Raw genomic sequence first — 24,734 nt, 5'->3', positions numbered from 1 at the left:
GGTCGCACTCCAAGCGGACACAATGACGAGCGAGCCGGCCGCCGTGCCGCCGGTGCTTCTCGTGGCGCAGCACGAGGGCTGGGTGGAACTCACCCTCAACCGCCCCGAGCGCCTCAACGCCTTCACCGAGGAGCTGCACCGCGCCCTCGCGGCGGCCCTCGACACGGCGGCGGATGAGGACTGCCGGGCGGTGCTGCTCACCGGGGCTGGACGCGGCTTCTGCGCCGGACAGGATCTCGGCGACCGGGCGAAGGCGGAGGGGCCGCTCGATCTCGGCGCCACCATCGAGGCCTTCTACAATCCCCTCATCCGGCGCATCCGCGCCCTGCGCAAGCCGGTGGTGTGCGCGGTGAACGGGGTGGCGGCGGGGGCCGGCGCCAACATCGCCTTTGCCTGCGACATCGTTCTGGCGGCGCGGTCGGCGAAATTCATCCAGGCCTTCGCCAAGATCGGCCTCGTGCCGGATTCCGGCGGCACCTTCTTCCTGCCCCGCCTCATCGGCGACGCCCGCGCCCGCGCCCTCATGCTGCTGGCCGAGCCGGTGAGCGCCGAACAGGCCGAAAGCTGGGGCCTGATCTGGAAGGCAGTGGACGACGCCGCGCTGCTGGACGAGGCACGCGCCCTCGCCTCCCATCTCGCCAGCCAGCCGACGCAGGGCCTCGCCCTCACCAAGCAGGCGCTCAACGCCTCCGCCGGCAATGCTCTCGACGCCCAGCTCGACCTGGAGCGCGACCTCCAGCGCGAGGCCGGCCGCACGCCGGACTATCGCGAGGGCGTCACCGCCTTCATGGAAAAGCGCCCGGCGCGCTTCTCGGGGCGGCGCGCATGAACACCCACGCCCCGCATCCCGCCCCGACGCGCACGCCGCAGGAAACCGCGCGCCTCAGCGCCGACGCCATGTGGGCCACCGACCATGCGAGCCAGGGCCTCGGCATGGAGTTGGTCGCGGTGGGCCCCGGTACGGCGACGATCTCCATGACGCTCACCGAGCGCATGTGCAACGGCTTCGGCATGGCCCATGGCGGCTTCATCTTCGCCCTTGCGGACAGCGCCTTCGCCTTCGCCTGCAACTCCTATGACGAGCGCACGGTGGCCGCCCATTGCGCGGTCACCTACCTGCGCCCCGGCACCCGCGGCAAGACCCTCCTCGCCACGGCGCGGGAGATCGCCCGCAGCGGGCGCTCCGGCATCTACGACGTGGAGGTGAGCGAGGACGGCGTGGTGATCGCGCAGTTTCGCGGGCATTCTCGCACCATCGGCGGGGCGTTGATCGCCCCGTCCCCAAGCGCGCCGGAGAGCCGCGACCACACGACCACAGCTTGAGTGGAGGAGACGATGAACATGGCTCTGCCGGCGGTTTCCTTTGGCCGGACCTTCGAGGCCGGCCTCGATGCAGCGGAACGGGCATCCCGGGACGAAATCCAGTCCCTCCAGCGCGAGCGCCTGGCCTGGTCGCTGCGCCACGCCTATGAGAACGTGCCGTTCTACCGCAGGAAGTTCGACGAGGCGGGGGTGCACCCCTCCGACCTGCGCGACTTGTCCGATCTCGCCAAATTCCCCTTTACGGTGAAGACCGACCTGCGCGACAACTACCCCTTCGGCCTGTTCGCAGTGCCGCGGGAGAAGCTGCTGCGGGTGCACGGCTCTTCGGGCACCACCGGCAAGCCCATCGTGGTGGGCTATACCCGCGCCGACATCGACATGTGGGCCGACGTGATGGCCCGTTCCATCCGCGCGGCGGGGGTGCGGCCGGGCATGATGGTGCATGTGGCCTATGGTTACGGCCTGTTCACCGGCGGCCTCGGCGCCCATTACGGCGTGGAGCGGCTCGGCTGCACCGTGGTGCCCATGTCGGGCGGCATGACCGAGCGCCAGGTGCAGCTCATCCACGACTTCAAGCCCGACGCCATCATGGTGACGCCGAGCTACATGCTGGCGCTGCTGGACGGCTTCGCCAAGGCGGGACTGGACCCGCGCGCCTCCTCGCTCAAGTACGGCATCTTCGGCGCCGAGCCGTGGACCAATGCCATGCGCGAGGAGATCGAGCGCGACTTCGCCATCGACGCCACCGACATCTACGGCCTCTCCGAGGTCATCGGCCCCGGCGTGGCGCAGGAATGCGTGGAGACCAAGGACGGCCTGCACATCTGGGAAGACCACTTCCTTCCGGAGGTGATCGATCCCATCACCGGCGAGGTGCTGCCGGACGGGGAAAAGGGCGAGCTGGTGTTCACCTCCCTCACCAAGGAGGCGTTCCCGATCATCCGCTACCGCACCCGCGACTTGACCCGCCTTCTGCCCGGCACGGCGCGGCCCGGCATGCGGCGCATGGAGAAGGTCACCGGCCGCTCGGACGACATGATCATCCTGCGCGGGGTGAACGTGTTCCCCACCCAGATCGAGGAAATCCTGCTCTCCATCGAGACCTGCTCGGGCCACTACCAGCTGGAGCTGACCCGCGAGGGCCGCATGGACGAGATGACCGTGCATGCGGAGATCCGCGAGGAGGCTCATGGCAGCACCGACATTGAAGCCTGCGCGGCGCACATCCTCGCCCGTATCAAGGACACGGTGGGCATCACCACCCGCATCGAGCTGCATGCCCCCGGCGGCATCGAGCGCACCGCCACCGGCAAGGCCAAGCGCATCATCGACCGCCGCCCCAAGGGGTGAGCTTTCGGGGTGAGCTTTCCATCCTCCCGGCGGCGGGTGCGCCCGCCGTCACCCCAAACTGAAAAGGCCCGGCGCAAGCCGGGCCTTTTTCTGTGCAACGATGGCGCGGGACGCCATGAAGGCGCGCGCTCAGAGACCGTTTGGCAAGTCGCGCAGGTGGCAACGTGCAGCCGCCGCAGCCGCTTCATTGCCGTCATGGCCGGGCTTGACCCGGCCATCCACGGGGCAAGGCCGGCAACGACTTTCGCATGTTATCCCAAGCGGTTCGGCGTGAATGGCCGGGACAAGCCCGGCCATGACGATGGTGATGACGGCACTGCCCTTTTGAACTTCCAAACGGGCCGGCGCCCCACTCACACCTGATCGAAATCCACCACCACCCGCGCGCTGGTGGGCCGCGCCTGGCAGGTGAGGATGAAGCCGGCCTCCAGCTCCCACGGCTCCAGCGAATAGTTCACCTCCATCTCGGCCGAACCTTCCACCACCTTGGCGCGGCAGGTGGAGCACATGCCGCCCTTGCAGGCGAAGGGCAGGTCCATGCCGGCCCGCAACGCCGCGTCGAGGATGGCCTCGCCCTCGGCCACCGGCACGTCGCGGCGCTTGCCGTCCACGATGAGGGAGGCCACATGGGCCGGCGCGGCATCGGGCGCCACCACCGGCTTCGGGCGCGGCTTGCCGCCCAGCGCCGAGACGAAGCGCTCCACATGCACCTTGTCCTTCGGCAGGCCGAGATCGGCGAGCGTCGCCTCCAGCTCGTCGATCATGGCGGTGGGGCCGCAGACGAAGGCGTGGTCCACCGCCGCCGCCGGCACCATGGCGGTGAGCAGAAGGCGCACCTTCTCCCCATCCAGATGGCCGTTGAGAATGGCGAGGTCCTGCTGCTCCCGCGACAGCACGTGGAACACGGACAGCCGGCCGAGGAAGCGGTCCTTCAGTTCCTCCAGCTCGGTGCGGAACAGGATGTTGTCGGTGGAGCGGTTGCCATAGAACAGGAAGAAGCGGCTGTCGGGCTCGCGCGCCAACACGCCGCGGGCGATGGAGAGCACCGGCGTGATGCCCGAGCCCGCCGCGAACGCCACATGAATGCGGGCATTGCCCGGCGCCTGCTCCAGCCCGAAGCGGCCGGTGGGGGTCATCACCTCCAGTTCGTCGCCGGCCTTCAGGCTTTCGTTCACCCATGTGGAGAACAGGCCGCCCTCCACCTGCTTCACCGCGATGCGAAGCTCGCCGTCGTCCGGCCCGGAGCAGATGGAATAGGAGCGGCGGATCTCCTCCCCCTCCAGCGTCGCCTTCAGGGTCAGATACTGGCCGGGGGCGAAGGCGAAATCGGCGGCAAGGGCCGAGGGCACCTCGAAGGTGAGGGAGACCGCATCCACGGTCTCGCGGCGCACCTCGCGCACGGCGAGGCGGTGGAATTTCGGCGTGCCCGCCCCCTTGGGGGCAGCGCCCGCGCCGGTGGACGGGATGCCGGAAACGGCGGTGGTGTCGATCGCGGTTTGCGTCGCATTGTCCATGGCGTCACCCGTCAGTGGCATTTGAAGTAATCGAACGGCTCGCGGCAGGCCTTGCACTGCCACAGGGACTTGCAGGAGGTGGAGCCGAACGGCGCGATTTCCGCCGTGTCGGAGGAGCCGCACTGCGGGCAGTCCACCACCTCGACCCCGAACAGCGCCCGGCGCCCGGCGGTCTTGGCCGGCGGGGCGATGCCATAGGCCTTCAGCTTGCGCCGGCCGTCCTCGCTCATGAAATCGGTGGTCCAGGCCGGGGCCAGCACGGTCTTCACCACCACCGGGCCAAGGCCCGCCTTGTCGAGCGCCAGCTCGATCTCCAGCGCGATCATGGTCATTGCCGGGCAGCCCGAATAGGTGGGCGTGATCAGCACCTCCACCCGCCCGTCAGCGACGCGCACGTCGCGCAGCACGCCGAGGTCGGCGATGGAGAGCACCGGGATTTCCGGGTCCGTGACCGCACCCGCCACGCGCCACACCTCGTCGCGCAGCGCCGCCGGATCGGCCAGCGCCGCGCCGGTCACCAGGTCGCTCCCGGGAAGGTGCGCTGGAGATATTGCAGCTCGGTGAGCAGCGGCCCCAGATGCTCGGAATGGCGGCCGTCGCGCCCGCCCTTCTGCATCCAGCCGGCCTGCGGCAGCTTCAAGGTGGCCTCCGCCAGCACGGCGGACACGGTGGCGGTCCACGCCGCGCGCAGGCTGTCCGGGTCCGGCACGATGCCATCGGCGATGAGGCCGGCTTCGGAGGCGTCCGCCTCGAACAGCTCCCCGGTGAAGGCCCACAGGCCATCCACCGCCGCCTGGGCGCGGGCGTGGCTTTCCGCCGTGCCGTCGCCGAGGCGGATCAGCCATTCCGCGCAATGGCGCACGTGATAGGCGCTTTCCTTCTCCGCCTTGGCGGCGATGGCGGACAGCGTCGCGTCGGGCGAGGCCATCAGCGCCCGCCAATAGGGATCGATGAAGGCCGAATAGAAGAGCTGCCGTGCCATGGTCCGGGCGAAATCGACGTTGGGCTGTTCCACCAGCAGCAGGTTGCCATAGGCCCGCTCGCCGCGCAGATAGGCGAAGTCATCCTCGGTTCGCCCCTCGCCTTCCACTTCGGCGGCGTAAGTATAGAGCGAGCGCGCCTGGCCGAGGAGGTCGAGGCCCATATTGGCCAGCGCCATCTCTTCTTCCATGGTGGGCGCGTGGCCGCACCATTCCGACAGGCGATGGCCGAGGATGAGCGCATCGTCGGCCCGGCGCAGCAGGTAGCGCACCAGCGGCGTCTCGCGCACGGTGATGGAGGTGGTGGCCATGTGGGGTTCCTCGCCTCGGCCCGCCGTGCGGGCAGTCTTGTTTGAGACTGTTTGGAAGTTCAAATTGGCGTACCTGCAATCACCCCGTCATGCCCGGGCTTGTCCCGGGCATCCACGCCGAACCGCTTGGGACAGCTTACGGAAGTCATTCCCAGCCGCTCCGCGTGGATGGCCGGGACAAGCCCGGCCATGACGGCGGTAAGGCGCCTTCGAGGGGCGCAACGCGCCCCGGTCACATATGCCCGACTTCTTCCGGGACTTCGTAGAAGGTGGGGTGGCGATAGATCTTCGAGGCGGTGGGCTCGAACATCATGCCCTTGTCCGCCGGGTCGGACGCGGTGATGGCGCTGGACGGCACCACCCACAGGGACAACCCTTCCCCGCGCCGGGTGTAGAGATCGCGCGCGGCCTGGAGCGCCAGCGTGGCGTCGGCGGCGTGGAGCGATCCGGCGTGCTTGTGCGCCAGCCCGTTGCGGCTGCGGATGAACACTTCCCACAAGGGGGTTGCGGCGTCGACCATGGGGCGTCTCCTCCAAGTCTTCTGTTGGTTCAGGCCGCTGCGGCGGTCTTGGTCGCGGCGCGCTTTTCGGCGAAGGCGCGGGCGGCCTCGCGCACCCAGGCGCCGTCCTCGTGGGCCTTGCGGCGGGTGGCCATGCGGTCGCGGTTGCAGGGGCCGTTGCCGGCGATCACCTGCTTGAACTCCTCCCAGTCGATGGTGCCGTAGCGCCAGTGGCCGGCGGCCGCGTCGAAGGAAAGGTCCGGATCGGGCAAGGTGAGGCCGATGAAGTGGGCCTGCGGCACCGTGGCGTCCACGAACTTCTGTCTGAGCTCGTCATTGGAGAAGCGCTTGATCTTCCAGCGCATGGAGCTGTCGGAATGGCTGGATGCCGCGTCCGGCGGGCCGAACATCATCAGGCTCGGCCACCACCAGCGGTTCAGCGCGTCCTGCGCCATCTCCTTCTGCTCGGCGGTGCCGCGCGCCAGCGTGAGCATGATCTCGTAGCCCTGGCGCTGGTGGAAGGATTCCTCCTTGCACACCCGGATCATAGCCCGCGCATAGGGGCCGTAGGAGCAGCGGCAGAGCGGGATCTGGTTCATGATCGCCGCCCCGTCCACCAGCCAGCCGATGGCGCCGATATCCGCCCAGGTCAGCGTCGGATAATTGAAGATGGACGAATACTTCGCCTTGCCCGAGAGCAGTTGCTCCACCAGTTCCTCGCGGGAGGTGCCGAGCGTCTCGGCCGCCGCGTAGAGGTAGAGGCCGTGGCCGCACTCGTCCTGCACCTTGGCGAGCAGCGCCGCCTTGCGCCGCAGGGAGGGCGCGCGGGTGATCCAGTTGCCCTCCGGCTGCATGCCGATGATCTCGGAATGGGCGTGCTGGGAAATCTGCCGCGTCAGCGTCCGGCGATAGGCGGCGGGCATGAAGTCGTTGGGCTCGATCCGCTCCTCGTCGGCCACGCGCGCCTCGAAACGGGCCAGCTGCGCGGCGTCCTCAAGGTCACGGGTGTCGGCGTCCGGATTGGCGTTGAGGGCCTGCGTGTACATGGGCTCTCCTCCCTGAGTGCCCGTCTTATATATTACGAAAAATTCTATATCAACTAATTTTCGTAACATATTGCAGTGCGCCATGGCTTCCCGTGGGCGCCCCTGCGTGGCGGGAAGAGCGCTTAGTCCTTGAACCGACGCCTTATTTTCGCGCTGGCCGGCAGCGGTTCGCCGTCCTCGCCCACGGCGTTGTCATCGAGCCAGCGCTCGGACGCGGCGATCACATGGGCATAGATATCGGCGCACAGGGCGCGGGCCGCCGGGCCGGGCCAGTCGGCAGGCAGGATGGCGGCCGGCAAAATGGGATCGCGCAGTACGATGCGGCGATATTCGTGGATGAGCAGCACCCGCGCCACCATGGCCTCAAGATCGGTGAGGGTTTCTCCCGCCGCGAGCGTCGCGCGCAGGGGCGCGAACACCTCCATGAAGCTCACATAGGCCTGCGCCGTCTCCTCCAGCCGCCAGGCGCGGCCGGCGAGGTCCTGCTGGGCTTCCGGTGTGCCCGACACCTCAAGCCGCAGGGCCCCCAGCGCCTCCTCCGGCACGTCTGTGCCCGCCGGCGCGATGAAGACGCCCGGCAGCGGAACCCCATAGCCAGCCGCGTCCAGAGAGGCGCGCGCGCCTTCCCGCGCGGCGGGCTCGATGAGCAGCATCTGGAAATGGCCGTGCCATTCGGGCGGGCGGTGGCTGTAGATGTGCTCGGTGGCGCGGGCGAAGGTCTCGCGGCCCTTGTCGGCAAGCCGGTAGAAGCTGTTGCGGCCGATGCGCGTGCGCGTCAGCCAGCCGTCGGCGGCGAGGCGCGACATGGCGGTGCGCACCACCCCGTCGGCGATGTCCAACCCCTTGAAGAAGGCGAGCAGGGTGCCGAGCCACACCGAGCCGCCGCGCGGCACGATGGCATCGCCATAGATGGTGACGATGATGGACCAGGTGCGCGAGGGCTCGGCGCGGACATGGTCGAGGATGAGATCAAGGGCGCGGCGCGACATGCCGTTCCATAGCCCGAGATGCGCGCAAGCGGAAACCCCGGACGAGAGCGGGAGAGGGCGATTCACCGAGCAAATTGAAGCAATCTGCCCGTATCGCGCTCTACTCGGCCTTGCGCCGTCCGGCCTTGGCGGCTGACGCTGGAGCCCGGCGTCGCGCGGCCGCAACCGGCGCGGCGGACGGCGTGATCGCGCGCACGCGGGGCTCGGCACGGGGCGGCGCCTCGGGGCCCGCAACGGCCGCGGCCGCTCCCGCCGCGCCGGCGGTGATCAGGCTGGTGACGAGGCGGGCATATTCGGCGCGGGTCAGCCCCTTGCCGTCGCGAAACCACAGATAGTGCCAGTTCAGCATACCGAAGGCGGACATGGTGACCGGCTTCAACAGTGGCCCCCGACCGATCTGCGGCACCTCCTGCGCGATGGCGTCGGACATCAGCACCACCAGTTGGCGCTCCATGGCCCTGAGCGCATCCTGCTTGTCGGCCGGCAGCAGCTTGAGATTGGCGATCTGGATCTGATGCTCGGCATCGGCATCGCGATAGGATTCGAGCAGTGCGGAGGCGATGGCGAACAGGCGATCGCCCTCGGGGGCGGCTTCCAGCGCCGTCTCCACCGCCTGGATAAGCTGTTCCAGATGGGTGGAGAGGATGTCGAAGAGCACCGCCTCCTTGTCTGGATAATAGTGATAGAGCAAGGCCTTGGAGGCGCCGCACGCCTCCGCGATCATGGTGATCGAGGTGCCCGAATAGCCGAACTGGGCGAACAGCTCCGCCGACTTGTGCAGGATCACCTGCCGTTTTGCGTCGTAGTCCTGCGCGCGTGTCCGAGCCATCTGTCCTGTTCCTGCCCTCCGGCGCCCCGCTGGGCGAGCCCCGGCACCGGCCATCGTCCGCCCCGGGGCGAACGGACAGGAGATAACAAATATTGTCCGGCTGGTCGATCAATGATCCACATCAAGCGTTTCCGGGGAGCGCTGATTATATTGACCATCCGGTCGGTCAATTATATAGTTCCCCTACCGTCGGCCGAATGGCGCGGCGGCTGGAGGCGGGCAAACCCGCTCCTTGGCCCGAAATGGACCTTTTGGAGAAACGCTTCATGGATACGACCGCTCGCCTGCGGCCGGTGCTGCGCGCTGCCGCCCTCGCCTTCGCAAGCTTCGCCCTCGCGCCCCTCGCCGCCGCGCCCGCTTTGGCCGCAGACCCCATCAAGATCGGCTCTGTCGTGTCCGCCACCGGCCCGGCGGCCTTCCTCGGCGACCCCGAGGCCAAGACCCTGAAGATCTATGTGGAAGAATTGAACAAGAAGGGCGGCCTCCTCGGCCGCCCGGTGGAGCTGGTGCTCTATGACGATGGCGGCGACGCCAACAAGGCGCGCACCTTCGCCACTCGCCTCGTGGAAGACGACAAGGTGGTGGCCATGGTGGGCGGCACCTCCACCGGTGCCACCATGGCCATGATCCCGGTGTTCGAGGAGGCCGGCATCCCCTTCGTGTCGCTGGCCGGCGGCATCGAGATCATCGAGCCGGTGCGCGCCTTCGTCTTCAAGACGCCCCACACCGACAAGACCGCCTGCCAGAAGATCTTCGAGGACATGAAGGCGCGCGGCATCACCAGGATCGGCATGATCTCGGGCACCGACGGCTTCGGAAAGTCCATGCGCAACCAGTGCCTGAAGGTGGTCGGCGGCTACAACATCACGGTGCTCGCCGACGAAACCTACGGCGCCACCGATTCCGACATGACGCCCCAGCTCAACAAGATCAAGAACACCGCCGGCGTCGAGGCGGTGCTCAATCCCGGCTTCGGCCAGGGTCCGGCCATCGTGACCCGCAACTATGCCCAGCTCGGTCTCAAGCTGCCGCTGTACCAGAGCCACGGCGTCGCCTCCAAGAGCTTCATCGAGCTGGCGGGACCCGCGGCCGAAGGCGTGCGGCTGCCGGCTCCCGCCATCCTGGTGGGCGACAAGCTCGCGGCCGAGGACCCCCAGAAGGCGGTGGTCGCCGCCTACAAGGCGTCCTACGAGAAGGCCACGGGCCAGAGCGTCTCCACCTTCGGCGGCTACGGCTTCGACGGCATCCAGCTGGTGACGCAGGCCATCGACAAGGCGAAGTCCGCCGAGCCGAAAAAGATCCGCGACGCGCTGGAAGCCACCAAGACTTACGTGGGCGTGACCGGCGTCTACAGCTTCTCGCCCACCGACCATCTGGGCCTCGGCACGGATTCCTTCCGCATGCTGGAGATCCGCGGCGGTGACTGGACGCTGGACGCCCCCACGCGCTGAGGCGCCGCTCTCGCAGGTGCTTTTATCACCGTCATGGCCGGGCGTGTCCCGGAAGTCGGCTGTTGCCGACTTCCGCCCTTGCGAACGGAACCCGCAAGCATGCGGGTTCCGGCCATCCACGCGGGAAGGCTGGGACTGACTTCCGTACGCCCTCCCAAGCGGTTCGGCGTGGATGCCGGAACTCGGGTGTTCCCGAGTTCCGCTTCCGGGGAGCCGAAGCCGGCAACAGCCGACTTCGGGGACAAGCCCGGGCATGACGGAAGTGATTGCGATTATCCCCTTTTGATCTTCCAGACAGGCGCTAAAGGCCAGGCCCGACCATGTCCGAATTTCTCCAGCTGGTGTTTTCCGGGCTGACGGTGGGCGCCATCTATGCGCTCATCGCCCTCGGCTTCACCCTCATCTACAACGCCTCCGACGTGATCAACTTCGCCCAGGGCGATTTCGTCATGATCGGCGGCATGGCCACCGTGTTCCTCATGTCGGCCGGCCTCGCATTGCCGGTGGCGGCCTTCATCGCGGTGGTGGCGTCCGTGGGGGTGGGGCTGCTGCTTCACCGCCTCGCCATCGAGCCGGCACGCGGCGCCTCGCCGGTGACGCTGATCATGATCACCATCGGCGCCTCCATCTTCATCAAGGGGGTGGCGCAGATCGTGTTCGACAAGCAGTTCCATTCCCTGCCCGCCTTCTCGGGCGACACCCCCATCCCGGTGGGCGGCGCCACCCTGCTGCCGCAGAGCCTGTGGGTGCTGGGCACCACGCTCGGCCTCGTGGTGGCGCTCTATCTCTTTCTTGAGCACACACTGTCGGGCAAGGCGCTGCTCGCCACCGCCGCCAACCGGCTCGCGGCGCGCCTCGTGGGCATCAACGTCACGCTCATCCTCGCCATGGCGTTCGGCCTGTCGGCGGCCATCGGCGCGCTGGCCGGCGTGGTGGCCACCCCCATCACCCTGACCCGCTACGACATCGGCACTCTGTTCGCACTGAAGGGCTTTGCCGCCGCCATGCTGGGCGGCATGGGCAATCCGGTGGGCGCGGTGGTGGGGGGCCTCCTCATCGGCCTGCTGGAGACCTTCGGCGCCGGCTATGTCTCCTCCACCTACAAGGACGCGGTGGCCTTCCTGATGATCCTGTTCGTGCTGTTCTTCCTGCCGCGCGGCCTGTTCGGCGGCCGCAGCGTGGAGCGCGTGTGATGGCCGCGACGGCAACCCTCGCCCGCGTGCTGCGGGCCCGCTTCACCCCGCTCATTGTGCTTGCCGCGCTGATGGTGTTGGTGCCGGTGCTGGCGCCCTCCTCCTTCCACCTGCGGGTGGCGGCATTGGTGTGGATCTTCGCGCTGGCCGCCCTCGGCCTCACCATCCTCATGGGCTATGCGGGACAAGTGAGCCTCGGGCACGCCGGCTTCGTCGGCATCGGTGCCTATGCGGTGGCTATCGGGCCGGCGCGGCTGGGGCTCGATCCCCTGCTGTGCCTCGTGCTCGGCGCGGTTCTGGCGGGCGCCATCGCCTATGGGGTGGGCCGGCCCATCCTGAAGCTGAAGGGCTATTACCTCGCCATCGCCACCTTGGGCTTCGGCGTCATCGTGGCCCTGGTGCTGCACAGCGAGGCCGAGATCACCGGCGGGCCGGACGGCATGGCGGTGTCGCGCCTCTCCCTGTTCGGCTGGCGGGTGACGGGTGCGCTCAACTGGTACTGGGTCACGTCCGGTGCGCTGCTGATCGGCGCCCTGCTGGCCCTCAACATCGCGGCGAGCCCCACCGGCCGGGCGCTGCGAGCGCTCCACGACAGCGAGGTGGCCGCCGCCGGCACCGGCATCGATGTGGGCGCCAAGAAGCTCGCCGCTTTCGTGGTGGCGGCGGTCTACGGCGCGGTGGCGGGCGGGCTGCTTGCTGCCATGAACGGGCTGATCACGCCGGAAGCGGCGCGCTTCTCCCATTCCATCGAGCTGGTGGCCATGGTGATCATCGGCGGCCTCGGCTCGGTGTTCGGCACCGTGGTGGGCGCGGCCTTCCTGGTGGTGCTGCCCCAGATGCTCACCGCGCTGCAGGAGTACGAGCAGGCGGTGCTGGGCCTGCTCATCATGGTGTTCATGATCTTCCTGCCCCAGGGCATCGTGCCGTCCATCCGCGCCTATTTCCTGGAGCGCCTGCCATGAGCCTCCTTGAAGTCCGCGACATGGGCATCTCCTTCGGCGGCCTGAGGGCGGTGGACGGCGTGTCCTTCTCCGTGGAAGCCGGACAGGTGTTCTCCATCATCGGGCCGAACGGGGCGGGCAAAACCACCCTGTTCAACCTCGTCACCGGCATCTACCGCCCCTCGCGGGGGAACGTGACGCTGGCCGGCGAGGACATGACCGGCCTTGCCCCGCACCTTCTGGTGCGCCGGGGCATGGCGCGCACCTTCCAGAACCTGCAGGTGTTCTTCCGCATGACCGCGGTGGAGAACGTGATGGTGGGCTGCCACCTCGCCGAGCGCACCTCCTTCCTCGCCGACCTGCTGGGCCTGCCGGCCGTGGCGCGGCAGAACAAGGTGACGCGGGAGCACGCGCTCGGACTGCTCGGCCGGGTGGGCCTTGCCCATCTGGCGGATGCGTCCGCCGGCGCCCTGCCCTATGGCGCGCTGAAGCGGCTGGAGATCGCCCGCGCGCTGGCGGCTAACCCCAAGGTGCTGCTCCTCGACGAGCCCGCCGCCGGCTGCAACGCGGTGGAGACCGAAGCCATCGACCATCTCATCGCCGACATCGCCAAGGGCGGCGTCGGCGTGGTCCTCATCGAACACGACATGAAGCTGGTGATGAAGATTTCCGACCGGGTGCTGGTGCTGGCCCAGGGCCGCCCGCTCGCGGAAGGCGCGCCGCGCGCGGTGCGCGAGAACCCTCAGGTCATCGCCGCCTATCTCGGCGACCACGGCGCGCGGGAGGCCGATCGTGCTCACGGTTGAAGCCATCACCTCCGCCTATGGCCGCATCAACGTGCTGCACGAGGTGTGGCTTGAGGTGAAGGCCGGCGAGATCGTCGCCCTGGTGGGCTCCAACGGCGCCGGCAAGACCACCTTGCTGCGCACCCTCTCCGGCGTGCAGCCGGCGCGCTCGGGCCGAATCGTGTTCGAGGGCGAGGCCATCGAGCGGCTGGAGCCCCACCAGCGGGTGGTGCGCGGCATCTCCCAGTCGCCGGAGGGCCGGCAGGTGTTCGGGCCGCTGAGCGTGGAGGACAATCTGCGGCTCGGCGCCTACCGCCGGCAGGATGCGGGCATGCGGGCGCGTCTCGATCACGTCTTCGCCCTGTTCCCGGTGCTGGCGGAAAAGCGCAGGATCGCGGCCATGAGCCTGTCCGGCGGCCAGCAGCAGATGCTGGCCATCGGCCGCGCGCTGATGGCCGCCCCCAAGCTGCTGCTGCTGGACGAGCCCTCGCTCGGACTTGCCCCGCTGCTGGTGGACCAGATCCTCGCCGCCGTGCGCGCGCTGCGGGCGGAGGGCATCACCGTGCTGCTGGTGGAGCAGAACGCCTCGGCGGCGCTGGCCATCGCCGACCGCGGCTATGTGCTGGAGACCGGCCGGGTGGTGATGGAAGGCACCGGCGCCGCCCTGCTCGACGACCCCAAGGTCCGCACCGCCTATCTCGGCCTGTGAACCGCGCCGGGGCTGGGTCGCAGTTTGAAAGAAGCGCGCCCTGCTCTCATCCCGACGCAGGCCCGCCCCCTCTCCCGCTTGCGGGGGAGGGCTGGGGAGGGGGCACGGCACCGGGGCAGAACACCAACTGGCGGGAAGGCGGAGATATCCCGCCCCCTCCCTGCCCTCCCCCGCCCGAACTCGGCTCTTGCCGAGTTCGGCTCCCCAGAGCTGAAGCCGGAAACATCCGGCTTCAGTGCGGGAGAGGGTTCCGCAGCGCGCCCGGTCAAAGCCGCACATCTTCAAACGGAGACGCCGCCGGGGCGGGTTGCCCCGGACATTTCTTTTGTCGCATGGTCCTTGCGCGTTTCCATGCCCATCTAGATAGGGAATAGCGCAAGCTGAGGACCGCGGCATGAAGATCGGCATCCTGCAAACCGGGCGCGCGCCGGAGGATCTGCACGAGCAGCACGGCGACTATGACGCCATGTTCCGGCGCCTGCTCGCCGGGCGGGGGTTCGAATTCGTCACCTATCCGGTGCTCGACGGCGTCTTTCCCGACAGCGTGAACGATGCCGAGGGCTGGCTGATCACCGGCTCGCGCTTCGGCGTCTATGAGCCCCATCCGTGGATCGCGCCTCTGGAAGACTTCCTGCGCCGCGCCTATGCGGCCGGCGTGCCTCTAGTGGGCATCTGCTTCGGCCACCAGATTTTGGCGCAGGCGCTGGGCGGCAAGGTGGAGAAATTCGCCGGCGGCTGGTCCGTGGGCGTCGAGCGCTATGCGGTGGAAGGCCTGCTGGACGACGCGCGCCTCGTGGCATGGCACCAGGACCAGGTGGTGGAGAAGCCGGCCGATGCCGAAGTCATCGCCACCTCGCCCTTCTGCCGGTTCGCGGCGCTGGCCTATGGCGACAAGGCGCTGTCGTTCCAGCCCCATCCGGAATTCACCCCGGCCTTCGGCGCCGATCTTCTGAAGGCACGCGGCAAGGCGCTGCCTGAGGAGCTCGCCGCGAAGGCCGCCGAAAGCCTTGAGGGCGAGACCTCCACCCCGGCCATCGCCGACATGATCGACGCCTTCCTGCGGCGCGGGCAGCCGGGCAAGGCTGCGGCTGAGGTGGAGCCTGCCGCTCAAACCGTGAAGCCGTAAAGCTCCCACTCGGCGTCGGACACGTCCAGCGCGAGGCGCAGCCACTCCGCGCGCTTGATGGCGGCGAAGCTGTGGTGCAGGTCCGTCCCCAGAGCCTCTTTCGCGAAGGCCGATTGCGCGAAGCAGTCGATGGCGTCCAGCCAGCTGCGCGGCAGATGGGCCGCCCGCGCGCCCGCATAGGAATTGCCCACCGCCGGCGGGCCGGGATCGCGCCGCTGGGCGATGCCGTCGAGCGCGCCGGCCAGCGTCACCGCCGCCACCAGATAGGGGTTCGCATCCACCCCCGCCACCCGGTGCTCGAAATGCCGGCCCTTGGCGCTACCCGAGGGCACGCGCACCGCCACCGTGCGGTTCTCCACGCCCCAGGTGTCCGAGACCGGGGAATAGACCACGGAGGCAAAGCGCCGCCAGGAATTCAGGAACGGCGCCAGCACCAGCATGGTATCGGCGATGGTGGCGCGGATGCCGCCGATGGCGTGGAGCATGAGCGGGCTCAGCTCGCCCGAGGGCAGGTCGGCGAACAGGTTGGCGCCGCCCTCCCCGGCCAGCGACAGATGCAGGTGCATGCCCGAGCCGGAGCGATCGCCGAAGGGCTTGGCCATGAAGCAGGCTTCCATTCCGAAGCGGCGCGCGGTGGCGCGGATGAGCCGCTTGGCGATGATCACGTCGTCGGCCGCCCGCGTGAGGTCGCGATAGCGGATGGTCAGCTCATACTGGCCCGGCGCATATTCGGAGATGAGCGATTCCAGCGGCACGCCCAGCTCCGCCGCGCCGGCATAGATGGCGTCGAACAGGGGCGACATCTCGTCCAGCTCGTCCACCGACATGGTGTTGGTGGCAAGCGACCGCCGCCCGGTGAGGGCATAGCGCGCCGGCTGGTATCGCCCGCCGGCATCCCTCTCACGGTCCACCAGATAGAATTCCAGCTCCAGCGCCCCCATGGGCTCAAAGCCGGCGGCGCGGGCGCGGGCCACCTGCCGGCCCAGGGCGTGGCGCGGCTCGACGGCGAGGGGCGTGCCGTCGGCGCCGTACATGCTCACCAGCACCTGGCCCCGCCCGGTGGCGGGCATGAGGCCGAGGGTGCCGGGGATGGGCCAGCAGACCTGGTCGCCGCCGCCATCGGTGAGGATGAGGCCGCTCTCCTCCACGTCGTCGCCGGCCACATCCTGCCCGAACAAAGAAGCGGGCATGCCCCGGCCGGTGCTGTAGAGCGCCTCCAGCTCATGGCGCCGGATGGTCTTGCCGCGGCCGATGCCGTGGTAGTCGGTCAGGATGATGTCGATGGCCTTCAGATCCGGATGGCGCGCAAGGAAAGCCTTGGCTTCATCGAGATCCGAGCCGCTGGGAGAAGCCGTGCCCATTCCTGTTCCTGACGCTGGAGCGCGAGCCCGGCAGAGGGGCGTCATATGTCCGATGAATCGCGCTCGCAATTCAACAAGGTGCTGATTTAGCCGATGATCGCGGGCCTTGAGAACCGCATTGTGGGCGCCCGGCCGTCCCGGACGACGCGCCTTAAGCCCAAGTTACCGGTTGACGCCTCCGGAGCGCGCACGCTAGCGTTTGCGGTGACGGTTCCCGCAAGGGATCAAAAGGGAACGCGGTGAGTCGGGCAACCGGCGATGCCGCGGCTGCCCCCGCAACTGTAAGCGGCGAGTCCTCTGCCATCAGCCACTGGGCCTCACGGTCTGGGAAGGCGGCAGAAAGGACAATGACCCGTGAGCCAGGAGACCTGCCGTCAGCCGTGGTCACGCGCGAGCACATTGGGCGGGGTGTCCTGATGGTGGTTGATCCTTGAGGCCTTGCGGCCGCGAGGATGCCTCGTTCGCGGTGACGGACCACTCGTCCCGCCGAGGCCTTATGCCTGCCGCCTTCCCGTTCCCGATTGCCGGCGCCACGCGCGCCGTTCGCATCCCTTTGCGCCGCGCCAAGCTGCGCCGCGCCGCCGCTCGCCTCGCTCCCGCGCTTTTGCTGCTCGCCGGCGCGGGCGCTCCCGCCCTGGCCCAGTCCACCGACGACCAGAACGCCGTCGACCTGCCGGAGCTGGTGGTCAGCGCCACCGGCATTCCGACCCCGGAGAAGGAGGTCGCAAGCTCGGTCAGCATCGTCACCGCCGAGGATATCGAGCGCCGCCAGCAGCGCACCCTGCCCGACGTGCTCCAGTCCCTGCCCGGGCTCAACGTGGTGCAAACCGGCGGGCCGGGCGGGCAGACCTCGGTGTTCATCCGGGGCACCAATTCCAACCATGTGAAGGTGCTGATCGACGGCATAGAGGCCGGCAATCCCTCCACGCCCAATGGCGCCTTTGATTTCGGCCAGTTGCTGGCCACCGACCTGGCCCGCGTGGAGGTGCTGCGCGGCCCCCAGAGCGGCCTCTACGGCTCCGATGCCATCGGCGGCGTCATCTCGGTCACCACCAAGAAGGGCGACGGGCCGGCCAAGGTCATGGGCTATGTGGAGGGTGGTGCGCTCGGCACCTTCAACCAGGCGGCGGCGCTCTCGGGGTCCACGGAGAAGCTCGCCTATTCCTTCAACGTCACCCATTTCGCGTCCACCGACATCCCGGTGACGCCGCAAAATCTGGTGCCGTTCGGCTACCCCATCAATGGCAACGCCTACGACAACTGGACCTATTCCACCCGCCTCGACTACCAGGCGACGGAGGCGCTCGCGGTCAATTTCATCGCCCGCTACATCGACAGCCGCCTCGCCTTCACGCCGGATACCTATCCGCCGCCCACCTACGAGGGCATCCCGGCGGCGCAGACCTCCACCAGCCTTGCCAGCATGTTCTTCACCAAGGGCGAGGGGGTGTGGAACGCGTTCGACGATCGCCTCGTCACCACCTTCGGCGTCAGCGCCATGACCACGTCGAACCCCACCTATGGTCCCAACCCCGCGGTGAACGGGCAATATGAGGGCGACCGGCAGATCTATTACCTGCACTCGAACCTTGCCCTCGCGCCCGGCCAGAACCTGCTCATGGGCCTCGAGCGGCGCAACGAGGCGATGACCTCCGAGACCGCCTACAGCGAGGTGGACGCCTCCACCGGCGACACCGGCGTCTATGGCGAATTCCAAGGCTCCATCGGCGAGCGCTTCTTCGGCGTGGCCAACATCCGCTACGACGATGACGACACCTTCGGCGACCACACCACCTTCCGCCTCGCCCCGGCCATCCTGTTCCCGGAGACGGGGACCAAGCTGAAGGCAAGCTACGGCACCGGCTTCAAGGCGCCCTCGCTCTACCAGCTCTATGCGCCCTATTATGGCAACGCGGACCTGAAGCCCGAGGAGAGCACCGGCTACGATGCCGGCTTCGAGCAGGAGCTGTGGGGCGGGCGCGTGACCTTCGGCGCCACCTACTTCCACAATGATATCACCAACCTCATCAGCTACGATCCGGCGACGTACCAGAACGTCAACATCTCGAGCGCCACCACCCAGGGCGCGGAGACCTTCGTCGCTGTGGCGGTGACCGACCGCATCGACGTGCGGGTCGACTACACTTATACTTACGTGGTGGGCAACATGCCGGTGGGCCAGCCGTTTGGCGCCGCCTGCGCGCCCATCGACGCCACCTCCTGCACCCCGCTGCGCCGCCCAAACAACAAGGTGAGCCTGACGCTGGGCTGGCGGCCCACGGACGAACTCGACCTCTCGGCGAGCCTCGTCTATGCCTCGTCATGGTGGGATATCGTGCGGCTCACCTCGAACTACATCGACCAGCCGGGCTATACGGTGGTCAATGTCGCCGCCAACTACAAGCTCAACACCAATGCCACGGTGTTCGCGCGCATCAACAACCTGTTCGACCAGACCTACGAGAACCCCAACGGCTTCCTCGCTCCGGGCTTCGGCGCCTATGGCGGACTGCGGCTCACCTATTGAGGACGGCATGAAACAGCTGGCGGTGGCGCTGGTCGCCCTTCTGTTCTGCGCCGGGGCCACGCAGGCCAAGCCCGCCCGCGTCGCCTCGCTCAACCTGTGCGCGGACGAGCTGGTGCTGCGCCTTGCGGACCCGGGACAGGTGGCATCCGTCACCTTTCTCGCCCGCGATCCCCGCAGCTCCAACGTGGCGGCGCTGGCGCGGCAGGTTCCGGTGAACCGGGGCCTTGCGGAGGAAATCGTGCCGCTGGCGCCCGATCTCGTCATCGTCGGCGCCTACACCACCCGCACCACCACCGCTCTGCTGCGCCGGCTGGGCCTTGAGGTTCTGGAACTGGGCGTGCCGCAGACCCTGGATGAGGCCTATGACCAGATCCGGCTCGTCGCCGCGCGCCTCGGTACGCCGGAGCGCGGCGCGGCGCTGGTGGACGAGATGGAGGCGGCATTCGCCCACCTGCCCGCGCCGGCGGCGCAACCGCCATCGGCCATCGTGCTGCGGCCCAACGGCTTCACCGCCGGCCGCGGCTCCCTGCCCGGCGAAGTGATGGCGCGGGCCGGCCTCGACAATCTGGCGGCGCGGCTCGCCACCGACCGCCTCGGCCAGCTTGCGCTGGAGGAGGTGGTCTGGGCTCAGCCCGACGTTCTCGTGGTGAACGCCGCGCCCGACGCGCCGCCTTCGCTGGCCGACGATCTGCTCACCCACCCCGCCCTCGCCGCCTTCCGCAGCTCGGGACGGTCCGTGTCCCTGCCCATCCGCCTGTGGACCTGCGTGGGGCCGCAACTGGCAGAAGCGGCGGCCCGGCTGGCGGCGGCGGCCGACACCGTCGCGAAAGCCGCGACAGAAACGGCGGCCCCGCCGCCCGGCGGCCCCCCGTCAGCCCCTTCCCGCATCCAGACTGCCCTGCCCACCACGGGGGAGGCGGCCCGATGACCGCCTCTCCCTTGTCCCACAAAGCGCTGATCGCGACCCTCTGCGTCGGCGTCGCTGTGCTGCTCATCGCCTCCGTGGCGGTGGGCTATGCGCCCCTCGACCTCGGTGCGGCGATCGCCGACCTCGCCGCCGGGCGGCAGACCCTGCCCGCCCTCGTGCTGGCCGAACTGCGGCTGCCCCGCGCCATCCTGGGGGCGGCGGTGGGCTTCAGCCTCGGCATCACCGGCGCGGCGCTGCAAGGGCTCATGCGCAACCCGCTGGCCGATCCCGGCGTGGTGGGCGTCTCGGGCGCGGCGGCGCTGGGCGCGGTGGTGGCCTTCTATTTCGGCTTCTCCTCCGCCTTCGCCCTGGCTTTGCCGCTGGGCGGCCTAATCGGCGCGGGGCTGTCGACCGCCTTCCTGCTGACACTGGCCGGGCGCGGCGCCGGCACCGCCACGCTCATCCTCGCCGGCGTGGCGCTGAGCAGCCTGTCCGGCGCCCTCACCGCGCTGGCATTGAACCTCGCCCCCAGTCCCTATGCGGCGCTGGAGGTGGTGTTCTGGCTCATGGGCTCCCTATCGGATCGCAGCCTCGCCCATGTGGCGCTGGCCCTACCCTTCATGGCGGTGGGCTGGGCACTGGTGCTCACCACCGGCCGCGCCCTCGATGCGCTGACCCTCGGCGAGGATGCGGCGGCGAGCCTCGGCTTTCCCCTGCGCCGGGTGCGGCTCCTTGTCATCGGCGGCACGGCGATGGCTGTGGGGGCGAGTGTAGCGGTGGCAGGCGCCATCGGCTTCGTGGGCCTCGTGGTGCCGCACCTCATGCGACCCTTCGTGGGCCATCGGCCCGGGCGCCTGCTGCTGGCGAGCGGGCTGGCCGGCGCGGCGCTGACGCTGGGGGCTGACATCGCGGTGAGGCTCATCCCGACCCGGCCGGAGCTGAAGCTCGGGGTGGTCACCGCCCTCATCGGCGCGCCCTTCTTCCTCGCCCTGCTGCGACACCTGAAGGTGGACGGCGAATGATGCTGGAGGCGCGCCACATCAGCGTGAACCGGGGCGGCACCCTGGTGGTGCGGGACCTCTCCCTCGCCGCGCGGCCGGGTGAGATGCTCGGCCTCATCGGCCCCAATGGCGCCGGCAAGACCAGCGTGCTGCGCGCCCTTGCCGGCCTCGATCCGATCGCCGCCGGCACCATCACCTATGGCGGACGCACGGCGGACGAGATCGGGCGCAGGGTGCTGGGCCGCACCCTCGCCTATTTGCCGCAGAACGGTCGCATCCACTGGCCCCTGCCGGTGGAGGAGGTGGTGGCTCTAGGCCGGCTGCCCCATGGCGCCGCCAGCGTGGATGACGCCGTCGAACGCGCCATGGATGCCGTGGAACTGGCGCCTCTGCGGCGGCGCTCCGCCGGCACCCTGTCCGGCGGCGAGCGCGCCCGCCTGCTGCTCGCCCGCGCGCTGGCCGTGGAAGCCCCGGCGCTGCTCGCCGACGAGCCGGTGGCGGCCCTCGACCCCTACCACCAGCTCCAGGTGATGGAACTACTGCGCGCCACCGCCCGCGCTGGCACCGCGGTGGTGGCGGTGCTGCATGACCTCACCCTCGCCGCCCGCTTCTGCGACCGTATCGCCCTGATGAAGGACGGCAGACTCATCGCCGAGGGTCCGCCCGCTGCCGTGCTGACGGCGGACCGGGTCGGCGAGGCCTATGGCGTCACGGTGGAGCGCGGCGAAATCGGCGGCGAACCTTTCATTCTGCCCTGGCGGCGCCACGACCGGGCGCCCGACCGCAAGGAGCCCGAGGCATGACCCAAGACGCCACTCAAGACACGGCTCAAGATCCCTTCGACGCCCTGAAGATCCACGCGCGCGATCCGCACACCGGCTGGAGCCTCGGCATCTTCGGCGCCATCGCCGAGTTCATGCGCGACCCGGAGGAGCCGGCCGCCATGGGGGCCGGCGCCGAAGCGCTGACGGTGGTCACGGCGCGCGGCGGCCTTGCGGTGCGGCACCATCCCGCCACGGTCCTCGTCGATTACGAGATGCCTTCGCGCCACGCAGAGCGGCGGATCCGCGCCCGGGCGGCCTGCCTGCCGGAGACCGCCGCCGCCCGCGCCGGACGCGCCGTGGTGACGCAGATCGGCCCCGACAGGGACGCCCTGCGGGATGAGGATCGCGACGGCCTGCTGTTCGATCTGGGCATCGGCCTTGGGAGCGTGGAGGCCTGCGTGCGCACCCGCGCCCCGGCGCTCATCGCCGCCCTGCGCGCGGCCGAAGGGATGCCCGCCTTCCTGGCGCCCGGCCTCATGGCGGCGATGGTGGAGCACAGCCCGCACCGCGTGTTCACCTCCGCCCTCGGGCGCATCGAGGTGTTCCAGCCCATTCCACCGCCCGGCGGCGTGAGCCCGGATGGCCCGCACACCCATGTGCTGCCGAAGCTCATCGCCCACCAGCGCACCCACGCGGCGAGCGTGCCCATCCCCGACGGGCTGGTGCCGTGCCTGTCCATCCACCCGCCGCAGGGATAATGCAGCCACGCGGCGGCGCGATAGAACCAATGTCCCGACGGCCGCGGTGGGAAAGGCAGCGCCGGCGCAAACGGCGCTGCCTTTCAAGGTGTTGCGCGCTCTAGAACCTCACCGTTACCCGGGTGTTGAAGGAGCGGCCCATGCCAGCGACCGGATAGCCCCACGCGGCGGACGATCCCATCATGCTCGCCACCTGGTAGTTCACCAAGTTTGCACCACCCAGGGGCAGGTCGTAGTTGGTGTCGAAGATATTATCGACGCCGAAATCCACCTTCACCATGTCCAGCTCGTAGCTGGTGCGGAAGTTGAGCAGGGCATAGGCCGAAGTCTCAAGCTCGTTGCGCACCTGGCTCACCAGCGTCTTCGATGACACCAGCTGGAGTTCCAGGCTGGAGGACCAGTGGCCGAGGGTATGGTCGATGGCCACGACCCCGTTCAGCGGCATCATGTGGTAGAGGTTGACGCCGTCGGTCCTCTGGCCCTGCACGAAGTTCAGGCTGCCGCGAAACGCGCCCTGCCCATAGGCAGCGTCATCCCACAGCGCCAGCTTGCCGTCGATGTTGACGCCATAGAGCCAGGCATCGTGGTTGGCGAACTGCAGGTAGACGAAGTTGTTGGTGGTGGTCAGGTTGCTGGGCAGGTTGGGGCAGGTGGACAGGGCGCAGCGGTCGGCATCGATATAGTCCACCACATAGCTGTAATAGGGCGAGACCCGCAGCTCCCACACCTTTTTCGCCGGATCGTGCCAGGTGGCGGTGAAGCTCACCGTATGGGCTGCCTCCGGCACCAGATCGAGATTGCCCACATAGCCGTTGCCGTCGCCGAACCAACCGATCATGCTCATGGCCATGGCATTGGTGGACCAGGCATAGCGCTCGTAAAAGTTGGGCGAGCGCGTCTTGCGGGCAAGGCCCAGCTCGTAAAGGCTGGAGGTGTTGGCCTCGTAGCGCAGGATCGCCGAGGCATCCACGTTGAAGTCGGTGCGGGCATGGTCCTGCGCATTGAAGAGCGCGGCATTCTGCCCATACATCATTTCGTTGTAGCCCTGCACGTCGCCGGTATTCATCCAGACGATGTCGTTGCGCAGGCCGAACACCGCAGTCCACTTGTCGTCGATGTGTCGCTCCCACTCGCCGAAGGTTCCGAGGCGCAGCCGCTGGCCGTTGTTGATATTGATGAAGGTGTCAGGCCCCATCATCATGGAGCCCTCCACCGGCGGCCACCAGTCGTCGAGGTTGTTGTAGTAAAGCTCATTGCCGAGGCGGACGATGTCGTGGGCCGATACCCCGAACGTCCCCTTCACCGCATAGCCGAGATCGGTGGTGCGCGTATCCATGGGCATGTCGCCGCTCTTGTCCGGCTCGATGAAGCCCATGGTGTGCCGCACCCGATTGGCGAACACGGTTGCCTCCAGCTTGCCCCAGTCGAACAGGCCCTCGTAGCGGGCGTTACCGTAGATGCTCTTGTTGTCCACCAGGTCCATGTACTGGTTGACGTAGCCCTCCGAGGGAATGAACTGCCCGCCGATCTGGAAGGTGAAGAGCTGGTCCTGCAGCTTCTTCGAGACGCTCAGGGCATGGTTCTGCGTCTCATACATGGTGGACTTGATGGTGGTGCCATCGCCCGCCGTATAGTCGCTCGCCCGCGCCCAGCCGCCGGTGTAGGTCACGCTGGTGTCCTCGTTGGACACGGTGACGTTGGCATCCATGCCATAGCCGTCGCCGTTGCTGCGGTAGAAGCCGGACACGCTGCCATGGGTCGTCAGCGCCTGGCCCGGCGTGAACTGCGCCGGGGCGACGGACACATCCACCTTCGCGCCCGTGTAGTCGCCGCCGACGCTCACCGGCGCGGTGCCCATATAGACCCGCGCCCCGGCGATCATCGCCGGGTTGACGAAGGACAGGGGCGGATTCATCTCGTTGGGGCAGGCGAGGCCAAACAGCATGCCGTTGATGGAGACCTGCACCCGGTCCGCCCCCATGCCGTTGACCGCCGGCAGGCTCGACACGCCGCCGGCGCCCCAGGCCGCGCCGCCCGGAATCCGGCTGATCAGCGAGCCCGAATCGCTGGTGGAAAGGGTCGCGCCCTGGGCCTCCTCGCCCGAGATGGTCGCGGTGTCGGCCGGGGTGAACGGACCGTCGGCGGCACCTCGGACGGTGCTCGAGGGAGCATCGGAGCGGACCACGACCGTGGGCAGCTCCGGCACGGTCTGCGCCCTGGCCGCCGACGTCGCGAGCGGAGCCACGCACAGGGGCGCCACACACAGCGCGGCGATCGAAGGACGCACCAGCGCGCTCGTCAGTTGCAGGGCGCGGCGCAGGGTGTTTCGGGAATGGATCGGCATTGTAATATCCAGACTGCCGACGGCAA

23 protein-coding genes and 1 riboswitch are annotated in these 24,734 nt (G+C 68.7%); of the genes, 14 read left to right on the top strand and 9 right to left on the bottom strand.

Annotation, left to right across the window (positions count from 1 at the left end; genetic code table 11):
• Positions 1–22 precede the first annotated feature (22 nt).
• The 3 genes from paaG to paaK are packed head-to-tail and all read left to right on the top strand — an operon-like array spanning position 23 to position 2,673.
• The gene (gene paaG, locus FBQ73_RS03915; RefSeq protein WP_138398207.1) at positions 23–829 is read left to right on the top strand and encodes a 2-(1,2-epoxy-1,2-dihydrophenyl)acetyl-CoA isomerase PaaG; all 807 of its coding nucleotides are present in this window, start codon (positions 23–25) and stop codon (positions 827–829) included.
• Positions 826–1,323, top strand: coding sequence for a hydroxyphenylacetyl-CoA thioesterase PaaI (gene paaI, locus FBQ73_RS03910; protein ID WP_138398206.1), 498 nt, complete (start codon positions 826–828; stop codon positions 1,321–1,323). The genes paaG and paaI overlap by 4 nt, the downstream gene beginning before the upstream one ends.
• Positions 1,324–1,335: 12 nt before the next feature.
• Positions 1,336–2,673: a phenylacetate--CoA ligase PaaK gene (gene paaK / locus FBQ73_RS03905; protein ID WP_392567218.1), complete on the top strand. Its 1,338-nt coding sequence runs from the start codon at positions 1,336–1,338 to the stop codon at positions 2,671–2,673.
• Positions 2,674–3,026: 353 nt separating this feature from the next.
• Here the strand turns inward: paaK and paaE are convergent, their stop codons facing one another.
• The 7 genes from paaE to FBQ73_RS03870 form a co-directional block, all read right to left on the bottom strand.
• A complete protein-coding gene (gene paaE, locus FBQ73_RS03900; RefSeq protein ID WP_246089554.1) occupies positions 3,027–4,208 on the bottom strand; it encodes a 1,2-phenylacetyl-CoA epoxidase subunit PaaE in 1,182 nt (393 codons plus the stop codon).
• Entirely contained in the window at positions 4,199–4,708 is a 510-nt protein-coding gene (gene paaD / locus FBQ73_RS03895) for a 1,2-phenylacetyl-CoA epoxidase subunit PaaD (RefSeq protein WP_138398215.1), read from the bottom strand. The genes paaE and paaD overlap by 10 nt, the downstream gene beginning before the upstream one ends.
• Positions 4,702–5,478, bottom strand: coding sequence for a 1,2-phenylacetyl-CoA epoxidase subunit PaaC (paaC, locus tag FBQ73_RS03890; RefSeq protein WP_138398205.1), 777 nt, complete (start codon positions 5,476–5,478; stop codon positions 4,702–4,704). The genes paaD and paaC overlap by 7 nt, the downstream gene beginning before the upstream one ends.
• A 232-nt stretch (positions 5,479–5,710) precedes the next feature.
• Positions 5,711–5,998 carry a 1,2-phenylacetyl-CoA epoxidase subunit PaaB gene (paaB, locus tag FBQ73_RS03885; protein WP_138398204.1) on the bottom strand — a complete coding sequence of 96 codons (288 nt, stop codon included), beginning with the start codon at positions 5,996–5,998 and terminating at the stop codon, positions 5,711–5,713.
• A 29-nt stretch (positions 5,999–6,027) separates the two neighbouring features.
• Positions 6,028–7,023: a 1,2-phenylacetyl-CoA epoxidase subunit PaaA gene (paaA, locus tag FBQ73_RS03880; protein WP_138398203.1), complete on the bottom strand. Its 996-nt coding sequence runs from the start codon at positions 7,021–7,023 to the stop codon at positions 6,028–6,030.
• A 122-nt stretch (positions 7,024–7,145) separates the two neighbouring features.
• Positions 7,146–8,012, bottom strand: a complete 867-nt coding sequence (gene paaX / locus FBQ73_RS03875) for a phenylacetic acid degradation operon negative regulatory protein PaaX (protein ID WP_138398202.1) — start codon at positions 8,010–8,012, stop codon at positions 7,146–7,148.
• Between the two features lie 100 nt (positions 8,013–8,112).
• Positions 8,113–8,841, bottom strand: coding sequence for a TetR/AcrR family transcriptional regulator (locus FBQ73_RS03870; protein ID WP_246089553.1), 729 nt, complete (start codon positions 8,839–8,841; stop codon positions 8,113–8,115).
• A gap of 266 nt (positions 8,842–9,107) precedes the next feature.
• Here FBQ73_RS03870 and FBQ73_RS03865 point away from each other — a divergent pair, with 266 nt between their 5' ends.
• From FBQ73_RS03865 to FBQ73_RS03840, 6 genes are all read left to right on the top strand, one after another.
• Complete coding sequence (locus FBQ73_RS03865) at positions 9,108–10,292, top strand: ABC transporter substrate-binding protein (protein ID WP_138398200.1); 1,185 nt, start codon at positions 9,108–9,110, stop codon at positions 10,290–10,292.
• Between the two features lie 320 nt (positions 10,293–10,612).
• Positions 10,613–11,485 carry a branched-chain amino acid ABC transporter permease gene (locus tag FBQ73_RS03860; RefSeq protein WP_138398199.1) on the top strand — a complete coding sequence of 291 codons (873 nt, stop codon included), beginning with the start codon at positions 10,613–10,615 and terminating at the stop codon, positions 11,483–11,485.
• The gene (locus tag FBQ73_RS03855; protein ID WP_138398198.1) at positions 11,485–12,447 is read left to right on the top strand and encodes a branched-chain amino acid ABC transporter permease; all 963 of its coding nucleotides are present in this window, start codon (positions 11,485–11,487) and stop codon (positions 12,445–12,447) included. Before FBQ73_RS03860 ends, FBQ73_RS03855 begins: the two co-directional genes overlap by 1 nt.
• Positions 12,444–13,232 carry an ABC transporter ATP-binding protein gene (locus tag FBQ73_RS03850; protein ID WP_138398197.1) on the top strand — a complete coding sequence of 263 codons (789 nt, stop codon included), beginning with the start codon at positions 12,444–12,446 and terminating at the stop codon, positions 13,230–13,232. The genes FBQ73_RS03855 and FBQ73_RS03850 overlap by 4 nt, the downstream gene beginning before the upstream one ends.
• A complete protein-coding gene (locus tag FBQ73_RS03845) occupies positions 13,219–13,920 on the top strand; it encodes an ABC transporter ATP-binding protein (protein WP_138398196.1) in 702 nt (233 codons plus the stop codon). The genes FBQ73_RS03850 and FBQ73_RS03845 overlap by 14 nt, the downstream gene beginning before the upstream one ends.
• Before the next feature lie 394 nt (positions 13,921–14,314).
• Positions 14,315–15,046 (top strand): type 1 glutamine amidotransferase, encoded by a 732-nt coding sequence (locus FBQ73_RS03840; RefSeq protein WP_246089552.1) that lies wholly within the window; start codon positions 14,315–14,317, stop codon positions 15,044–15,046.
• On the opposite strand, the gene FBQ73_RS03835 is transcribed toward FBQ73_RS03840, so the two are convergent.
• Positions 15,028–16,407, bottom strand: a complete 1,380-nt coding sequence (locus tag FBQ73_RS03835) for a glutamine synthetase family protein (protein WP_138398194.1) — start codon at positions 16,405–16,407, stop codon at positions 15,028–15,030. The two genes, FBQ73_RS03840 and FBQ73_RS03835, sit on opposite strands and share 19 nt — an antisense overlap.
• A 192-nt stretch (positions 16,408–16,599) precedes the next feature.
• A riboswitch (cobalamin riboswitch) is annotated at positions 16,600–16,797 on the top strand.
• Positions 16,798–16,903: 106 nt separating this feature from the next.
• On the opposite strand from FBQ73_RS03835, the gene FBQ73_RS03830 reads away from it, so the two are divergent.
• From FBQ73_RS03830 to FBQ73_RS03810, 5 genes are read left to right on the top strand one after another with little or no spacing between them, the layout of a single operon-like run.
• Positions 16,904–18,934, top strand: coding sequence for a TonB-dependent receptor plug domain-containing protein (locus tag FBQ73_RS03830; RefSeq protein ID WP_138398193.1), 2,031 nt, complete (start codon positions 16,904–16,906; stop codon positions 18,932–18,934).
• Between the two features lie 7 nt (positions 18,935–18,941).
• Positions 18,942–19,862 (top strand): ABC transporter substrate-binding protein, encoded by a 921-nt coding sequence (locus FBQ73_RS03825; protein WP_138398192.1) that lies wholly within the window; start codon positions 18,942–18,944, stop codon positions 19,860–19,862.
• Positions 19,859–20,863, top strand: a complete 1,005-nt coding sequence (locus FBQ73_RS03820; RefSeq protein ID WP_138398191.1) for a FecCD family ABC transporter permease — start codon at positions 19,859–19,861, stop codon at positions 20,861–20,863. The genes FBQ73_RS03825 and FBQ73_RS03820 overlap by 4 nt, the downstream gene beginning before the upstream one ends.
• A complete protein-coding gene (locus FBQ73_RS03815) occupies positions 20,860–21,645 on the top strand; it encodes an ABC transporter ATP-binding protein (RefSeq protein ID WP_138398190.1) in 786 nt (261 codons plus the stop codon). Before FBQ73_RS03820 ends, FBQ73_RS03815 begins: the two co-directional genes overlap by 4 nt.
• A complete protein-coding gene (locus FBQ73_RS03810; protein WP_138398189.1) occupies positions 21,642–22,364 on the top strand; it encodes a DUF6925 family protein in 723 nt (240 codons plus the stop codon). Before FBQ73_RS03815 ends, FBQ73_RS03810 begins: the two co-directional genes overlap by 4 nt.
• A gap of 100 nt (positions 22,365–22,464) precedes the next feature.
• Here FBQ73_RS03810 and FBQ73_RS03805 read toward each other — a convergent pair whose 3' ends face one another.
• Positions 22,465–24,708: a TonB-dependent receptor gene (locus FBQ73_RS03805; protein WP_138398188.1), complete on the bottom strand. Its 2,244-nt coding sequence runs from the start codon at positions 24,706–24,708 to the stop codon at positions 22,465–22,467.
• Between the last annotated feature and the right edge of the window lie 26 nt (positions 24,709–24,734).

This window comes from Xanthobacter autotrophicus (assembly GCF_005871085.1).
Lineage (GTDB): Bacteria > Pseudomonadota > Alphaproteobacteria > Rhizobiales > Xanthobacteraceae > Xanthobacter > Xanthobacter autotrophicus.
The sequence above is the reverse complement of the archived record's forward strand: the minus strand, read 5'-3'. Positions and strand labels throughout refer to the sequence as shown.

Coding starts and splice junctions, on each gene's coding strand:
- paaG (WP_138398207.1), top strand. CDS start 23: ATGACGAGCGAGCCGGCCGCCGTGCCGCCGGTGCTTCTCGTGGCGCAG.
- paaI (WP_138398206.1), top strand. CDS start 826: ATGAACACCCACGCCCCGCATCCCGCCCCGACGCGCACGCCGCAGGAA.
- paaK (WP_392567218.1), top strand. CDS start 1,336: ATGAACATGGCTCTGCCGGCGGTTTCCTTTGGCCGGACCTTCGAGGCC.
- paaE (WP_246089554.1), bottom strand. CDS start 4,208: ATGCCACTGACGGGTGACGCCATGGACAATGCGACGCAAACCGCGATC.
- paaC (WP_138398205.1), bottom strand. CDS start 5,478: ATGGCCACCACCTCCATCACCGTGCGCGAGACGCCGCTGGTGCGCTAC.
- paaB (WP_138398204.1), bottom strand. CDS start 5,998: ATGGTCGACGCCGCAACCCCCTTGTGGGAAGTGTTCATCCGCAGCCGC.
- paaA (WP_138398203.1), bottom strand. CDS start 7,023: ATGTACACGCAGGCCCTCAACGCCAATCCGGACGCCGACACCCGTGAC.
- paaX (WP_138398202.1), bottom strand. CDS start 8,012: ATGTCGCGCCGCGCCCTTGATCTCATCCTCGACCATGTCCGCGCCGAG.
- FBQ73_RS03870 (WP_246089553.1), bottom strand. CDS start 8,841: ATGGCTCGGACACGCGCGCAGGACTACGACGCAAAACGGCAGGTGATC.
- FBQ73_RS03865 (WP_138398200.1), top strand. CDS start 9,108: ATGGATACGACCGCTCGCCTGCGGCCGGTGCTGCGCGCTGCCGCCCTC.
- FBQ73_RS03860 (WP_138398199.1), top strand. CDS start 10,613: ATGTCCGAATTTCTCCAGCTGGTGTTTTCCGGGCTGACGGTGGGCGCC.
- FBQ73_RS03855 (WP_138398198.1), top strand. CDS start 11,485: ATGGCCGCGACGGCAACCCTCGCCCGCGTGCTGCGGGCCCGCTTCACC.
- FBQ73_RS03850 (WP_138398197.1), top strand. CDS start 12,444: ATGAGCCTCCTTGAAGTCCGCGACATGGGCATCTCCTTCGGCGGCCTG.
- FBQ73_RS03840 (WP_246089552.1), top strand. CDS start 14,315: ATGAAGATCGGCATCCTGCAAACCGGGCGCGCGCCGGAGGATCTGCAC.
- FBQ73_RS03835 (WP_138398194.1), bottom strand. CDS start 16,407: ATGGGCACGGCTTCTCCCAGCGGCTCGGATCTCGATGAAGCCAAGGCT.
- FBQ73_RS03830 (WP_138398193.1), top strand. CDS start 16,904: ATGCCTGCCGCCTTCCCGTTCCCGATTGCCGGCGCCACGCGCGCCGTT.
- FBQ73_RS03825 (WP_138398192.1), top strand. CDS start 18,942: ATGAAACAGCTGGCGGTGGCGCTGGTCGCCCTTCTGTTCTGCGCCGGG.
- FBQ73_RS03820 (WP_138398191.1), top strand. CDS start 19,859: ATGACCGCCTCTCCCTTGTCCCACAAAGCGCTGATCGCGACCCTCTGC.
- FBQ73_RS03815 (WP_138398190.1), top strand. CDS start 20,860: ATGATGCTGGAGGCGCGCCACATCAGCGTGAACCGGGGCGGCACCCTG.
- FBQ73_RS03810 (WP_138398189.1), top strand. CDS start 21,642: ATGACCCAAGACGCCACTCAAGACACGGCTCAAGATCCCTTCGACGCC.
- FBQ73_RS03805 (WP_138398188.1), bottom strand. CDS start 24,708: ATGCCGATCCATTCCCGAAACACCCTGCGCCGCGCCCTGCAACTGACG.